The following is a 15075-nucleotide window of genomic DNA, read 5'->3' on the forward strand; positions in this document are numbered from 1 at the left end:
ATGAAGTTAATTAAAATCGTATTCTTTGCTTTACTTACAATAAGCGCCTGTCAGCGCGAAAAATCCAGCTTTAACAACAAAAAAAACTATAGTCCCGATACCGCTATGTTAGCAACTGCTTTTGAAACTTTTAAAGAAAAAGATCTTACGCATCGTCGATTTAAACACGCAGATATAGAGCCTTTGATATTAAAACGAGGAGAGAGTAAGCTTTTTGAAATAAGTAAGTTAGGCCAATCCGTACAAAAAAGAACGCTTTATCAGCTGAAATATGGCTCAGGAAATAAACGAGTGATGCTATGGTCACAAATGCACGGTAACGAAAGTACCGCTACCATGGCGCTATTTGATCTCTTTAATTTTTTGGAGGGTAGAAATGACCAATTTGATTCCGTTCGAAATCTGCTAAACAAAGAAACAACATTGTACTTTCTACCCATGATCAATCCCGATGGTGCTCAAATTTTTAACCGCAGAAATGCGTTGGACATCGATTTAAATCGAGATGCCCGCGAAACCGCGAGCCCGGAGGCTCGCATACTAAAACATGCTGCCGAAGTTAACAAACCGGCATTCGGCTTTAATTTGCATGATCAACATATTTATTACAACGTTCCGGGCACGCCAAATCCAGCGACAATATCGTTCTTGGCACCAGCTTATAATCATGAAAAAGACATTAATGATGTAAGGGGCCGAGCGATGCAACTTATTGTGGGAATGAATAAAATCTTACAGCAATACATCCCCAATGGTGTGGCTAAATACGATGACACACATGAACCCCGCGGTTTCGGCGACAATTTTCAGAAATGGGGAGCCAGCACGGTGCTCATCGAATCGGGAGGTTATAAGAATGATCCCGAAAAGCAATATATCCGAAAGCTAAACTTTTTGATTATTTTAAACGCCTTGATTGAGATCGCACAAGAAAGTTATACCCAGTATGAACAAAAGGCTTATCAAGATATTCCTGAAAATGCGACTAAACTATGTGATCTATTAATAAGGAATATCCAAGCTGAACGAGACTCGGTAACCTATCCGATTGATCTAGCGATTAAAAGAGACGAATTGAATGCACCGGACAGTGCATTTTATATACGAGGTAGAATTGACGATGTAGGTGACCTGAAAGATAGTTATGGCTATGAGGAGTTGGATGCGAAAGGGCTTAGTTTTATGAAAGGGAAATTGTATCCGACAGCAATAAATCATCTCAACGAACTCACAAAGGAAAAGGTTATCGGATTATTGCGAGCAGGTTACATTGCTGTTCAAGTTAAAAACGTAGCGAATAATAAACACTATAAATGGCCGCTTCTTTTAACCGGTAACGGAACAATTTATGGCAACAGTCCAACGCTAGGAAGTCAGGCGAATTTTTTTCTTGCTAAAGAGGATGAACCTAAGTATGCCATTGTAAATGGTTATTTGGTTGACTTGTCGAAAGAGCTGGATGAAAACTTTAAAAATTATATTCAATAATGAGGAAACAGACTGGAAGAAACGAGGTGTCAATCGAACTATTTCACCTTCTTTATGCCCTCTATTTCCCGGTTTGCTAAATAGCGACGCGCTGCTACTACCGTTCGACTTTCAAAATCATCATAATTGGAGGCTCCGGGCACCATACTGTTGATCCTCACCTTGCCTGCGGCGTGGATGAAGCTGCCATTGCCTATATATAATGCCACATGGGTTACCTTGGCATTTGAGCTTCTATGCTTTCCTCCAGCAAAAAATAGGAGATCGCCTGGTTTTAAATTGTTAAGTGCTTTGGATAAATCAAGTTTATCATTCGTTAAAATATTAATGGGCTCTCCTACTAAGACTTGTTGTGAAGCGTCTCTCGGAATGATAAAACCATTCATTAAATAGGCTGTCTTTGTAAATCCACTGCAATCAACTCCTTTTATCGATGTTCCTCCCCATAGATAAGGCACACCAATCATTGTTTTTGCAATTCCCAGAACTGCATCTGCTGATGGGTTAAGCCCGTGTCTCCAATCTTCATAATCCAGCGCTATTGCTTTATCGATATAACCACGTCTGCCGTCGGGAAAAATGACTTTAAAAAAATCCTCGAACTCACCCTCTTTTACCAATATATTTCCCATCACTATATCAGAAACTCGTAAAGACCTTTTATCCAGATCACTGTAGACATGCCCGTAGTCGCCTACAACTATTACTTTTTCCTTTCTATTCCAATCATCTATTTCAGGTTTTGTTTTTAACGAAATAGCCGCTTCATCTAGCCAGCTAATATAACTATCGATCGTTCGCACTAGATAGTACCCCTCCTTCTTTCTCAATACATCAACAGGCCAACCGAGCAGTGCTTGACTGGCCATTTCCGCAGCGTTTTTGGGGAACGTACGCATATTACCTACAGAAACATTTATTACACCGAAAGTAGTATCTTCCAGCGCCGCGTCCGGCAAAGTATTAATGAACAAAGGCTGGTTTATATTGGCAGTTTGGTATTGTTCACGAAAATAGGCGGCTGCTACATTGCTGCTCGTTTCAAGTACACATCTTCCTAAAGAATCGGTATAAGCTTCAAAAACAACTGTCCTTTTATCCAATGCATATTTACTGCGTGTGAGCTCTATTAAGTGTACAATTCTTTCTTCTAGGGGCAAATTCTGCTGTGCATTTAACCGCGAACAAAGCCCTAAAGCGAATAGAACAAGAATTGTGATCCTTTTCATATAATTCAGATGGAGGTATTGGGTACTAAATTAACGTATATGTCAAGAAGAGCAAATTATCTTTGCATAATTTTTATATAAAAATGCAAAATAACGCATTTTGCGCAACGATTTCTTTTGCATGTCACTTACTTGCCGTTTTTCTAAAGAGTTTTTTTTATGTTTGCATCGATATAAATAAACTAGAATGATCAATCGAAGAAAGTTCATTCGTCAAGGCATTATCGGAACTGTTGCCTTGGGAATTAAGAACGAAACATATGGACATCCACTCTCGTTTTCCGCAAAATCTTCCAAGCCTATTGTCATCTCCACCTGGGATTTTGGGATTGCAGCCAATCAAGCTGCATGGCAAATATTAAAAGAAGGAGGACGTGCATTAGATGCCGTCGAAGCTGGTGTAAAAGTGCCGGAAGCCGATCTTAAAAATGTTACCGTTGGCAAAGGCGGTTATCCTGATCGCGATGGACACGTGACATTAGACGCATGCATTATGGATGAGAATGGCAATTGCGGGGCCGTGTTAGCTATGGAGCATATTACACACGCCATTTCAGTCGCCAGGTTGGTAATGGAAAAGACTCCACATGTAATGCTTGCAGGTGATGGTGCGCTTCAATTTGCATTGGAAAACGGTTTTAAGAAGGAAAACCTTTTGACAAAAGAATCAGAGAAAGCTTGGAAAGAATGGTTAAAAAAAGCTGAGTACAAGCCGATTATGAATATTGAAAATCAGCATTTTTCGCCAAATAAATTACCAGGTAATCAATATAATCACGACACAATTGGTATGCTAGCTTTGGATAACCGTGGCAACCTTAGCGGTGCCTGCACCACAAGTGGAATGGCTTTTAAAATGCATGGCCGGGTGGGTGACAGTCCCATTATTGGCGCCGGCTTGTATGTAGATAACGAAATAGGTGCTGCTACTTCTACGGGCGTGGGTGAAGAAGTGGTCAGAACCGTTGGAAGCTTTCTGGTTGTTGAATTAATGCGCCAAGGTTATTCACCGGAAGATGCCTGCAAGGAAGCCGTTCAGCGCATTGTAAAGAAAAAACCCGCGAAAGCGAAGGAAATCCAAGTTGGCTTCTTAGCCATGAATAAGCAAGGTGAATATGGCGCCTATGCCCTACAACAAGGATTTTCGTTTGCCGTGTGTAATGAAGAACAACAAGACTTACTTATTAAAGGGAAAAGTATATACTAAATAACGTTTTCGTGTTATGAGTTTTGAAGCCTAGCTTCTTCCGCCAACAACTGATGACTAATAACCAACAACTACATATGACACTCGAAATATGTGCAAACTCACTTGCATCCGCTTTGTCCGCGCAACTTGGCGGTGCCCAACGCATCGAGCTTTGTGAGAATTTAAATGAAGGCGGAACAACACCTTCCTATGGAACCATAAAAAGCGTTCGCAAGCTGCTTAAAATAAAGGTATATGTACTGGTTAGACCACGTGCAGGAGACTTCTTTTATTCTGATGATGAATTTACCGTCATGAAAGAAGATATCGCTATATGCAAACAGCTTGGCTGCGATGGTATAGTGATTGGTCTACTAGATCAAGATGGGAATGTAGACATCGAGCGAACGAAAGAATTGGTTAAACTAGCCTCTCCAATGGGTGTTACCTTCCATCGCGCCTTCGACTGCAGCAATGATGGTTTAAAAGCGCTAGAAGATATTATAGAATGTGGCTGCGAACGTATATTGACATCGGGTATGGAAAATACTGCGACAGAAGGAACTGCATTCTTAAAGACCTTAGTTGAAAAGGCAGGTGATAGAATCGTCATTATGCCTGGTTCGGGCATTAATGAACAAAACATTACAGAATTAAAAAAATCGACCAATGCTAAAGAATTCCATACATCAGCAAAAGAACCTATTCCAAGTAAAATGATCTATCACAACATGGCAATAACCAATATGGGCGATACGATCGAGGTAAGTAATGAGCATAAAATTAGGAAGATAGTAGCGATGTTAAATAGCTAAAACGTTAAGTAGGCATATAGTTGATTTAACTATTTACCTACTTAACTACTTAACAATTTTACAATTTGCCAATTTCCTGAACCAAGTCGATCAGTTTATTGGAATATCCCCATTCATTATCGTACCAGGAAACGACTTTTACAAAATTATCGTTCAAAGCAATACCTGCTTTTGCATCGAAAATAGAGGTTCTTGCATCCCCTTTAAAGTCTTCTGAAACAACGTCATCTTCAGTGTATCCTAGAATACCTTTTAATTCGCCTTCTGATGCGTCTTTGAAAGCTTGCTTAATTTCTTCGTATGTAGCTGGTTTCTCTAAACGAGCTGTTAAATCCACTACCGATACATCAGGAACAGGAACGCGGAAAGACATACCCGTTAATTTACCTTTGATTGAAGGGATAACCAAGCCTACCGCCTTAGCAGCACCTGTTGAAGAAGGGATGATATTCTGATAAGCACCACGTCCTCCTCTCCAGTCTTTTACGGAAGGGCCATCCACCGTTTTTTGGGTAGCTGTTACAGCATGTACGGTGCTCATCAAACCTTCAACGATTCCCCATTTGTCGTGCAACACTTTTACAAGCGGAGCCAAACAATTGGTAGTACAAGACGCGTTTGAAACGATATGTTGATCAGGTCTTAGTTCTTTATGATTTACACCCATGACAAATGTAGGCGTGTCGTCTTTAGCGGGAGCTGACATTACCACTTTCTTAGCACCGGCATCAATATGTTTTTGAGCAGTTTCTTGCGTTAGGAACAAACCTGTTGATTCAACAATTACCTCGGCGCCTACATCTCCCCATTTCAAATTTGCAGGATCTTTTTCGGCTGTTACACGAATAGTTTTTCCATTAACGATTAAATTTCCATCTTTTGCCTCTACCGTTCCATCAAAACGACCATGTGTAGAATCGTATTTTAACATATAGGCCATGTATTCCGGATCAACTAAATCGTTGATACCAACAACTTCTATACCTTCACGGTTTATAGCAGCCCTAAATGCAAGACGTCCTATACGTCCAAATCCATTAATTCCAATTTTCATTTTAACTAATTTTTATTTAAATAATAATTTAAAAGATTCTGAATCGGCTCTTTGATAACCACTCCCACTTCCATGCCATGATTATTAGCTACTTGCCTTAACCAGGGCTCATAACCGGCAGCCACACTTCCGGTAAAATTTATTTTCGGATAATGATACCGCTCTTTCAACGGAACAAAATACGTTTCAAACAATAAATTGAAACCCTCCATCACCATATTATGAACGAATTCATGACTTTTTTGTTCTGCAACAAAGTCGGCAAAGGAGCTTAGAAATAATGCAGCATTTGGATTCCTGTAAACTTTATCCATAATTTGCTTCCGATCAAGAGGATAATAGCTGGTGAACTTATTCTCGAGATCAATGGGTAAAGTTTCGGATAAATAATTTCGCAGAAGATATCTGCCCATCCAATTTGCCGAACCCTCGTCTGCCAAAATATAGCCTAGCCCGTAGTTAGTCTCGTAAATTCTTTTGCCATCATAATAGGCAGCATTGGAGCCACTGCCTAATATCCCTACAAGCGCCTGCTCATTGCCTCCCGTAGCGAGGGCAGCTGCCAGCATATCGTGCTCAACAAGCACTTTGCTATAGCGGAAAAATTCCTTAAAGGCATTGTAAACCGTCTCCTTACGCTCATCAGAAGAGGCACCTGCACCGAAGAAATAAATCTTCTTTATTTTTTCAGCGTAGTTTATCAGACTGTTGTTCTTGTTCAAAACCTGGCTTATGTACCGCTCATCATTATGATAAGGATTAATACCCATAGTTTTAAACCCGGCAACAACCTTACCCTTATCGGCTAATCGCCAATCAGCAAATCTCGAACCACTGTACACTACGGCAATCATCTTAATTGACTAAATCGCTAAAACATTCATCATTTCGATCATATCATCGGCTAATTTAAATTCCTTGCTTCGGAGCGCAACCTCCAAAGGGGTTGTCACAATATCATTTCCCCGCAAACCAACCATTATCCTTGTCTCACCTCTTAATAGCCTTTTAACGGCTGCAAAGCCCAGCCGGCTGGCCAATACACGGTCAAAGCTGCTCGGAGAGCCGCCCCTTTGCAAATGGCCTAATATGGTAACTTTGGTATCATAAAAATCGAACTTTTCCTGAACCCTTTTAGCTACATTATATGCCCCTCCATTTTTATCACCTTCAGCAACAATTACAATGGTAGAAGTTTTCTTGTCTTTCGCAGCATTTTCCAATTTTTGAATAAGCTCGTCAATACCTGTTTCCTTCTCAGGTAACAAAATGGCCTCAGCACCTCCTGCAATACCGCAGTTTAAGGCAATGCAGCCCGAATCGCGTCCCATTACCTCAATAAAAAACAAACGATCATGAGAAGCCGCTGTATCACGGATCTTATCTATTGCATCAATCACCGTGTTGTTAGCTGTATCATATCCCAAGGTAAAGTCGGATCCGTATAAATCATTGTCTATAGTACCTGGTACGCCAACAACCGGAATATCATACTCCCTGGAGAACACTTCGGCCCCGGTAAAAGTTCCATCTCCTCCAATAGCTACCAAAGCATCAATTCCCTGTGCTCTTATATTATCATAGGCCTTTTTACGTCCTTCAGGTGTTCTAAAGTCCAAGCAACGTGCTGTTTTTAAAATAGTACCTCCCAGTTGAAGAATATTACTGACCGAACGACTATTCATATCGATGATATTCCCATCGATCATTCCTTGATATCCATGCAATATACCACTTACTTTTTTGCCTTCATAAATGGCGGTACGAACTACCGCCCGAATACATGCGTTCATCCCTGGAGCATCTCCCCCTGAAGTAAATACGCCTATACGTTTGATTGAATTGTCCACTGTAAATAATCTATATAGGTTTCACTTGAATTTAACTTTCATTATGAATTGAAGAAACACATCCGCATTGCTCATTAAAATATAGCGTTAGCGTGCGTATTAGGTTGCTTCACTTCACATCAAAGCACGAATATAAGGTGTATTTCTTACACTATTGCTATTTATTTGTATTTTTTTTTACTTTTTCGCATCAGCTTTTATTCTTTCGTTACGAACATTCTAAAAATACTAAAAACGTAGCGGAAGTGGATAAGTTTTTTGCTTTTATAGTTTTCTTCCATAATTTTGAGTTTATTTGCCTAAAGTACCTAACGTTTTGAAATTAGCAATCAATTGCTCAATTTTATGGGCGTCTATGGAACTGAGAATTGGATATTTAATTGAACCTTAAAAAACAGAATTTTGCAATCAAACTTACCACATCTACAATCTATATTTACGGCTGACTGTGTTATTTTTGGTTTTAACGAAGGTGAGCTGAAAGTCCTTTTAATTGAAAGAAATGAATATCCTTTCAAAGATTGGTGGGGACTTCCGGGTTTTTTTGTTGAACACAATGAAACGATCGATGATGCAGTTAAACGTATTTTACTGGAACACACGGGGTTAAAGGGAATATATATGGAACAGCTCTATACCTTCGGTGACCTAAAAAGACACCCTCAAGGAAGAATCATAACGGTGGCATACTATGCTATGTTGCGATTGGAAGCTGTCAACCTCAATCTGAAGCCGTCCACCAACTACGTGAGAAAAGCGCAGTGGCACCCCCTTAACAACCTGCCTGAACTTGCTTTCGACCACCGAAATATAATAGAAAAAAGCATAGAAAAAATACGGCGTAAAGTCAGTCACAGTCCGATAGCTTTTGAACTGCTTCCTGAAAAATTCACGCTTACCCAATTGCAACAACTGTATGAAGCTATTTGGGACAAAAAACTAGATAAAAGAAATTTCAGAAAGAAGATGCTTAAATACAATGTCTTAAAAGAATTGGATGAAAAGCAAAAAGGGGTTTCCTATCGTGCCGCCAAACTGTACAAATTTGATAAGCGAAAATACAATAAGATCTTTAAAAATGAGTTGAACTTTTCTTAAAAAAGTAAAGGGTCTTTAGAAACCCTTTACTTTTTATAGACTATGCCAAGTTTAACTAAGCATTAATTTTCTCTTGATGAAACTTCACCAGGTCATCGATCGGTGACCGAACAATTCTGCCAAACTCCATACCAAACTCATGTGCCGTCTCCTCCAAGACATTCCGGAAGTTATAAGCTACGGAGCCGATACAGTTAAATGAATATTTTTGATAGTCAGGATAATGAACAACTAAATTCTTAAAGAAATCTTCAAAAGAGCTCTTTACCAATCCTCGTGAATATTCGATATTGATCATGATATCGTAAACGAACTTACTAAAGCTCGCGCAGAATCGATTCGCCAGTGGCTTGGTGTAAACAGCGTCCATTACATCATCCGGCGTAAGCTTAAATGTTTCCCAAAAAACTTCTCTTACATCACTTGGCATGTAGCCGCGTACATAATCTGTTAAAAGTTTTTTTCCAATATAGCATCCGCTGCCCTCATCACCCAATATATAGGCTGCAGAATCAATATTCTGAACGATGTCTTTTCCATCATAAATACAGGTATTGGTTCCTGTTCCTAAAATGGCAGCAAATCCAGCTTTGTCTTTTAACAAAGCCCTGGCAGCTGCTAACAAATCGTGTCCTACAAATACTTCCGATCGACTAAATACTTGTTTGATAGCCATTGCAACAATAGCCGCTTTTTCTTCGTTGTGAACCCCCGCACCGTAATAGTTGACCTCTCTTACTTCACTGAACGGCAAATCTTTTGGAAGCCCCTTTTTCAAAGAACTTACAATGTAATCGCTCGATACAAAATAAGGATTATACCCTTCAGTGTTAAAATAGATTTTTTTACCGGAGTCATTGATCAGGCACCAATTCGTTTTGGTTGAACCGCCATCTGCAATAATGATCATGTTATTGGTTTTAGTTAATATTGATTTATATCATTTTCTAATTTAAAAAATTTCTCTCAAGCAAGCGTTCAAAAACAAAATACGCTGCAAAACCTGAAAATCGTGGCACAAAATACACCTTTCAGGATATTATTACAAGTAAATACAGAAAAATTAATACACAATTTTATTATACCGTTTATACAATTGGTATAAAAACAGCATTAATAACACTGAAAAACTTGTTTTTGTATCTCCATATTTATGGTAATATATAGTGTACTTTTTACAATTAGCTACTTCATGACACCGAATTGTTTTAGGATATCAAATGGAAATGTACCTTTGTTAAAAAAACCGGAAACATGTTTACAGGCATTATCGAAACATTGGGAATTGTAAAAAATATAAAACGAGAGGACACAAACTTGCATCTAACGATAGCTTCCGATATTTCAGATGATTTAAAGATAGATCAAAGTGTATCTCATAACGGGGTGTGCCTTACGGTGGTGGCTCTTAGTCCTGGCCGTCACACCGTGACCGCTATTCAGGAAACGTTAACAAAAAGCAATTTTGATGAAGTAAAAGAAGGTGACAAATTAAATTTGGAGCGGTGTACATTAGTTGGAAGTCGTTTAGACGGACATATCGTTCAAGGGCATGTAGACCAAACCGCCACTTGTATCCAAATTAAGGATGAGCTTGGGAGCTGGATATATACCTTTCAATATGATCCTTCTGTCGGAAATATCACAGTAGAAAAGGGCTCCATAGCGGTAAATGGAATAAGCTTAACCGTAGTGGATTCAAAAGAAGATAGGTTTTCGGTAGCAATCATACCCTATACGTTTGAGCATACATCTATGCATATGGTAAAAGTCGGTGATCGGGTTAACCTGGAATTTGATATTATTGGAAAATACGTAACGCGTTTAGTGTCGTTAGGGAGAATAACAGCGTCTGAATGAATAGCCTATGATAGGTGCCTTTTAGGTACTTAATCTTGTGCATTACCTTTAATCTTTAATACCGAAATAGCGGCAAACAACATAAAAAAACCTGCCAATATAAGTGCATAAACGGCCTTTCCATTAAACACATACTTTATGATATAACCGATACAAAGGCCGTTTATAATCTGTGGAAAAGTGATAAAGATGTTAAAAATACCCATATATACACCCATTTTATTAGCTGGTAAATTTGCAGAAAGAATGGCATAAGGCATAGCCAAAATGCTCGCCCACGCAATACCGATACCCAGCATGGGCAGGGTCAAAAGGTACGGATCGCGGATAAAAAAAATAGACAACAAAGCGAATCCTCCCAACGAAAGTGATATGGCATGGGTAGCGCTCTGTCCGAAATATTTAGCTATTCTTGGTAAAACTAATGCATAAAGGGCTGAAACTGCATTGTAAATACCGAATAACACACCAACCCAATTGCCGGCATTTGCAAAATCGATTGAGGACGAATCTCCTACTTTAACACTATAAACATGTTCTGCTATTGCAGGTGTACTAAAAACCCACATAGAGAATAATGCAAACCAAGAGAAAAATTGTACAAGGCCCAATTGTTTCATTGCTTTTGGCATCTGTTTTAAATCGTTCAGAATAGCCGTTAAACCTCTTATGTCTTTCTGATTGATAGTAGTTCTATTCTCGGATTTTTCGAAGGCATTCAGTTCTGCCGGTGTATACTCCTTTGTCGTCACCACCGTCCACATTACGCTCATCACCAGGATGAAAGCGCCTATATAGAACGAAAAGACTACATTGTCGGGAAGATGCCCTTCCGTTGCTAATTTAGAGACACCCAAGAACTCTGCTAACACATAGGGTAACCAGGAACCAACAACTGCGCCGACTCCAATAAGAAAACTTTGCACAGAAAAGCCTTTACTCCTTTGCTCATTGGGTAAATTATCGGCGACCAACGCCCTGAATGGTTCCATCGTCACATTAATGGAAGCATCCATTATCATTAACATACCCGCTCCTATTATCAACGGAGGTAAAATTGTTGTTAAAACCGCGGCGTTTGGCATCAATAATAGGGCAATAGCCGTTAATAACGCCCCGGTTAGAAAATAAGGACGCCTCCTGCCGAGCCTGCCCCACGTCCGATCGCTGTAATGCCCTACGAGTGGTTGCACAATCATACCGGTTAAAGGCGCGGCTAACCAGAATAAAGACAAATGTTCGACATCAGCACCAAAGGTTTGCAATATTCTGGAAGCGTTTCCGTTCTGAAGCGCAAAACCTATTTGGATTCCTAAGAAGCCTAAGCTCATATTAAATATTTGCAAAGTGCTGAGACGTGGTTTAGTTAGTTGATTCATGCTAGGGTAACGCAAACTAGGCAGTTTGGCTCTGTTTAAAGACCGATTGCTTTAGTATTAAACAAACACTTAGTTATTAACAACGGCAGTTGATTTTCGGGGAATAATAGTCGAAGGAAGAAGAATAACCTGCTTTTCCGTTACGGACTCCTTATTGCATAAAGCCTCAAATAAAATTTCTGCGGCGCGTTTGCCCATCTCGAAAGCTGGTTGCTTAATAGTACTTAAAGGAGGGTTCAGCATATCGGCAATTTCCAAGCAAGAAAAGCAAACCAGTTTAAAATCTGAAGGAATCTCCAATTTTACATCTGCGCAATATCGCAAAGTAGTCATTGCTAACCGCTCAACAGAGGCGAAAGCACCATCGGGTTTCATTTTCTCAAAAGATCGTTTAATAGATTTATATATTTCTTCCTTATCGTTTGTGCATTCAATAATCAACTCGTCCTCACATGGTAAACCGGCACTCTTTAGCGCGTCTAAATAACCCTGCATCCTGATCTTCCCGATAGATACATTCTTATTTACCACTAGGTAAGCAATCCGCTTACATCCGTTCATGATTAAATGGAGTGTTGCTTCATAGCTGCTCTCATAGTCGTTTCCCGTTACACAAGTAGCTTCTACGTCTTCATAGCAGCGGTCAAAAAAAACTAATGGAATCCCCCTTTCTTTCAACATATTTAAGTGAACATGTTTTAACCCCTCTCCTGACGCTGACATAACCACCCCCTCTACCCTTCCATTGCATAACGATCGGATAAATGTGGCCTCCTGTTTTACATCATCTTCTGTAACATAAATCAATGTATGGTAGCCATTACGTCTCGCTTGTTGCTCAATACCTTTGATCGCTTGCGAGAAAAAGTTATTATCAAATTCCGGAATGATGATGGCGATTGTTTTACTCTTTGATTCGCGCAGATTACTAGCATAAAGGTTAGGTGAATAACCTAATTCATCGGCCATGCGTAAAATACGCTCTTTAGTAAGCGGATTGATATCGCTATTATTTCGAAAGGCTCGGGAAACAGTCGAGGTAGATAAACCCAAAGCGGCTGCTAATTTTTTGATGTTTATTTGGCTCATTATTTATAATTCTATTAACAAACTTAGATAAAGCTGATCGTTATTCCAAGCTTACAAAGCATTGTAAACCAACTGCTTTGCTAATCTATCTTCTTATAATATGTTACTTGAACAAACAAATTAATTTTATTTCTTGTTAGTGATTAGGAAAACAAGAGCTTGAGATATGGATAAACTAAAAAAGTTTGAATTGATGGAAAAGATTGTCCGTCAATTAGAAGATTTGCGAAATAGCCAACAGGCTATTCTTGAAAAAATAAGTAACATTGAAGTAGAGAACATTGAAGTAGATGATAAAAGTCTTGAACAGATTCTTCCCGAAATCCATCAGCGCACAGCAGATAACCTGGATGCAGTCACAAGTTTAATGGAAGACTTCACTTCAAAAACCAGTGATTTTGGTGAAAAAAACAATGTGGCTCGACTAAGGGAACAGCAAGAAATCAACAATACTAAATAATATTCAAGCCGGGCAGCTACTGCCCGGCTTGAATACTAATATCCTGGATTTTGTGTATAATTTGGGTTTCCCAATTGGTTCAAAGGAATCGGGAACAACAGATTTTTCGCGTCTGATGCCGGTTTTTCTTGCCAGGCTTCCAGAAATCTGCCAAAACGGATGAGATCAGTTCTCCGATGTCCTTCCCAAAAGAATTCCCGGCCTAATTCATCCAATAATAGCTGTTCGTTCAATTCGGTAAAACTGCTGGCACCGCGCTTTGTCCGTACTTGATTGACTAAGTTAAGGGCTTCGCCGGTTTGTCCCAACCGTAATAACGCCTCGGCCTTCATTAATAAAACATCCGAATAACGGTAGAATACCCAATCATTATTTAACAAGCTCGTAGAACCGTTCGCATAGTCAATTGGATACTTAATAACACGTATACCAGCTACTTCCAAATGATTCTGATCTCTTTCTATAATGCTAACTTCTGGAGTAAAGGCTAAAGGGTTTCCTCGTCTATCGGTTAAGTTTTCACCATTTTGATTTACTTGCTGTCCCACCAAAAAGCCAACTCTTACACCACTCACATTAGTTACACCGGGATATTCACCGCCTCTCCGGACGTCACTTTCTTCAAATTTATTATAGAAGTCCGATAAAGTAGAGAAACCATTATTTCCCGGGGGATTTTGATTATAGTGTAATGTAGCTACCCACATATTCGTCATACCGGTAGCAGAACTTTCTCCACCGATATTTTCACCTGTAAAGATATTTTCGGTTGTCGATTGCCCATTATTTGGCGCGAAATTTAAATAATAATTATCAATTAAGGCGTATTCTCCACTATTGATAATCTCATCCGCCAACCGAACGACTTCCTGCATATCTTCATTGGCAAAAGTCGGCGCTTGACGATTCAAAAAGGCTCCCTTATTTAAATAAATTTTCATCAACAGAATTTTAGCTGCATCTTGTGAAGCACGATCAATTCTGTCCGTAGGTAAATCGTCTAACACTTCTGTCACTTCAGAAATCAGGTAGTCAATTTCTTCTTGCGCAGTTCTGACCCTCGGATTTTGCGTAACATTTTCTCCGGGGTCACGGTAAGGTACCTGTCCCCAACCATCTAAAATGGAAAATTCGGCAAAAGCCCGGAGAAATCGAGCTTGGGCTTCTTGCGAGGGAGTAGGATTATACTGCAAAATATCCGTTGCCGCATAGCTAACTCCTAGTACATCTTTAAACACACTGTGAACGCGTGTATGATCTGATTGCCATCGATGCAAATGAAGCGCTCGCCAAGCACCGTTATCGTCCCAGTCGCCGCCTCTCGTAGGAACTATAGCTTCATCGGTAGGAAATTCCTGTAGCGCCCACCAACCATACGGACCATAGTACGGATTGCGCATAGCAATATAGGCCGCATTTAACAACGCTGGTACATCATCGCTGCCAACGCCACCGGAACCTACTTGCCCATGAAGATCTTCTTCCAGTTTTGTACATCCTGTAAATGCAACTAATGCAAGTAAAAGGACCTTTATATATTTATTTCTCATGATTCTTCCGCTAA

14 protein-coding genes are annotated in these 15075 nt (G+C 39.7%); 6 read left to right on the forward strand and 8 right to left on the reverse strand.

The window, feature by feature from the left end; genetic code table 11:
• Positions 1-1488: a M14 family zinc carboxypeptidase gene (locus tag QT327_RS14930; RefSeq protein ID WP_289553206.1), complete on the forward strand. Its 1488-nt coding sequence runs from the start codon at positions 1-3 to the stop codon at positions 1486-1488.
• A 38-nt stretch (positions 1489-1526) separates the two neighbouring features.
• Here QT327_RS14930 and QT327_RS14935 read toward each other — a convergent pair whose 3' ends face one another.
• Positions 1527-2717 (reverse strand): C40 family peptidase, encoded by a 1191-nt coding sequence (locus tag QT327_RS14935; protein WP_289553207.1) that lies wholly within the window; start codon positions 2715-2717, stop codon positions 1527-1529.
• Positions 2718-2904: 187 nt separating this feature from the next.
• Here QT327_RS14935 and QT327_RS14940 point away from each other — a divergent pair, with 187 nt between their 5' ends.
• Positions 2905-3924: a glycosylasparaginase gene (locus QT327_RS14940; RefSeq protein ID WP_013667141.1), complete on the forward strand. Its 1020-nt coding sequence runs from the start codon at positions 2905-2907 to the stop codon at positions 3922-3924.
• A gap of 77 nt (positions 3925-4001) precedes the next feature.
• Positions 4002-4721, forward strand: a complete 720-nt coding sequence (locus QT327_RS14945) for a copper homeostasis protein CutC (protein WP_130855839.1) — start codon at positions 4002-4004, stop codon at positions 4719-4721.
• Positions 4722-4779: 58 nt separating this feature from the next.
• Here QT327_RS14945 and gap read toward each other — a convergent pair whose 3' ends face one another.
• The 3 genes from gap to pfkA are packed head-to-tail and all read right to left on the reverse strand — an operon-like array spanning position 4780 to position 7625.
• Complete coding sequence (gap, locus tag QT327_RS14950; protein WP_013667143.1) at positions 4780-5775, reverse strand: type I glyceraldehyde-3-phosphate dehydrogenase; 996 nt, start codon at positions 5773-5775, stop codon at positions 4780-4782.
• A gap of 5 nt (positions 5776-5780) precedes the next feature.
• A complete protein-coding gene (locus QT327_RS14955) occupies positions 5781-6629 on the reverse strand; it encodes a hypothetical protein (protein WP_130855838.1) in 849 nt (282 codons plus the stop codon).
• Positions 6630-6638: 9 nt separating this feature from the next.
• Positions 6639-7625, reverse strand: coding sequence for a 6-phosphofructokinase (gene pfkA, locus QT327_RS14960; RefSeq protein ID WP_130855837.1), 987 nt, complete (start codon positions 7623-7625; stop codon positions 6639-6641).
• Between the two features lie 402 nt (positions 7626-8027).
• Here pfkA and QT327_RS14965 point away from each other — a divergent pair, with 402 nt between their 5' ends.
• Positions 8028-8723 carry an NUDIX hydrolase gene (locus tag QT327_RS14965; protein ID WP_013667146.1) on the forward strand — a complete coding sequence of 232 codons (696 nt, stop codon included), beginning with the start codon at positions 8028-8030 and terminating at the stop codon, positions 8721-8723.
• 55 nt (positions 8724-8778) lie between these two features.
• On the opposite strand, the gene QT327_RS14970 is transcribed toward QT327_RS14965, so the two are convergent.
• A complete protein-coding gene (locus tag QT327_RS14970) occupies positions 8779-9633 on the reverse strand; it encodes an N-acetylglucosamine kinase (RefSeq protein WP_013667147.1) in 855 nt (284 codons plus the stop codon).
• A gap of 344 nt (positions 9634-9977) precedes the next feature.
• On the opposite strand from QT327_RS14970, the gene QT327_RS14975 reads away from it, so the two are divergent.
• The gene (locus QT327_RS14975) at positions 9978-10583 is read left to right on the forward strand and encodes a riboflavin synthase (protein WP_013667148.1); all 606 of its coding nucleotides are present in this window, start codon (positions 9978-9980) and stop codon (positions 10581-10583) included.
• Positions 10584-10612: 29 nt separating this feature from the next.
• On the opposite strand, the gene QT327_RS14980 is transcribed toward QT327_RS14975, so the two are convergent.
• A complete protein-coding gene (locus tag QT327_RS14980; protein ID WP_242627175.1) occupies positions 10613-11914 on the reverse strand; it encodes an MFS transporter in 1302 nt (433 codons plus the stop codon).
• A gap of 117 nt (positions 11915-12031) precedes the next feature.
• Positions 12032-13051: a LacI family DNA-binding transcriptional regulator gene (locus QT327_RS14985; RefSeq protein WP_130855834.1), complete on the reverse strand. Its 1020-nt coding sequence runs from the start codon at positions 13049-13051 to the stop codon at positions 12032-12034.
• Positions 13052-13217: 166 nt separating this feature from the next.
• On the opposite strand from QT327_RS14985, the gene QT327_RS14990 reads away from it, so the two are divergent.
• Positions 13218-13511, forward strand: coding sequence for a hypothetical protein (locus QT327_RS14990; RefSeq protein WP_013667151.1), 294 nt, complete (start codon positions 13218-13220; stop codon positions 13509-13511).
• 35 nt (positions 13512-13546) lie between these two features.
• Here the strand turns inward: QT327_RS14990 and QT327_RS14995 are convergent, their stop codons facing one another.
• Positions 13547-15061 carry a RagB/SusD family nutrient uptake outer membrane protein gene (locus QT327_RS14995; protein WP_130855833.1) on the reverse strand — a complete coding sequence of 505 codons (1515 nt, stop codon included), beginning with the start codon at positions 15059-15061 and terminating at the stop codon, positions 13547-13549.
• Positions 15062-15075 lie beyond the last annotated feature (14 nt).

The organism is Olivibacter sp. 47, from assembly GCF_030372825.1.
In the GTDB taxonomy this organism is placed as follows: domain Bacteria; phylum Bacteroidota; class Bacteroidia; order Sphingobacteriales; family Sphingobacteriaceae; genus Olivibacter; species Olivibacter oleidegradans.

Excerpts from the sequence above, each read along its gene's own strand:
- QT327_RS14930 (WP_289553206.1), top strand. The coding sequence starts at position 1 with ATGAAGTTAATTAAAATCGTATTCTTTGCTTTACTTACAATAAGCGCC.
- QT327_RS14935 (WP_289553207.1), bottom strand. The coding sequence starts at position 2,717 with ATGAAAAGGATCACAATTCTTGTTCTATTCGCTTTAGGGCTTTGTTCG.
- QT327_RS14940 (WP_013667141.1), top strand. The coding sequence starts at position 2,905 with ATGATCAATCGAAGAAAGTTCATTCGTCAAGGCATTATCGGAACTGTT.
- QT327_RS14945 (WP_130855839.1), top strand. The coding sequence starts at position 4,002 with ATGACACTCGAAATATGTGCAAACTCACTTGCATCCGCTTTGTCCGCG.
- gap (WP_013667143.1), bottom strand. The coding sequence starts at position 5,775 with ATGAAAATTGGAATTAATGGATTTGGACGTATAGGACGTCTTGCATTT.
- QT327_RS14955 (WP_130855838.1), bottom strand. The coding sequence starts at position 6,629 with ATGATTGCCGTAGTGTACAGTGGTTCGAGATTTGCTGATTGGCGATTA.
- QT327_RS14970 (WP_013667147.1), bottom strand. The coding sequence starts at position 9,633 with ATGATCATTATTGCAGATGGCGGTTCAACCAAAACGAATTGGTGCCTG.
- QT327_RS14975 (WP_013667148.1), top strand. The coding sequence starts at position 9,978 with ATGTTTACAGGCATTATCGAAACATTGGGAATTGTAAAAAATATAAAA.
- QT327_RS14980 (WP_242627175.1), bottom strand. The coding sequence starts at position 11,914 with ATGAGCTTAGGCTTCTTAGGAATCCAAATAGGTTTTGCGCTTCAGAAC.
- QT327_RS14985 (WP_130855834.1), bottom strand. The coding sequence starts at position 13,051 with ATGAGCCAAATAAACATCAAAAAATTAGCAGCCGCTTTGGGTTTATCT.
- QT327_RS14990 (WP_013667151.1), top strand. The coding sequence starts at position 13,218 with ATGGATAAACTAAAAAAGTTTGAATTGATGGAAAAGATTGTCCGTCAA.
- QT327_RS14995 (WP_130855833.1), bottom strand. The coding sequence starts at position 15,061 with ATGAGAAATAAATATATAAAGGTCCTTTTACTTGCATTAGTTGCATTT.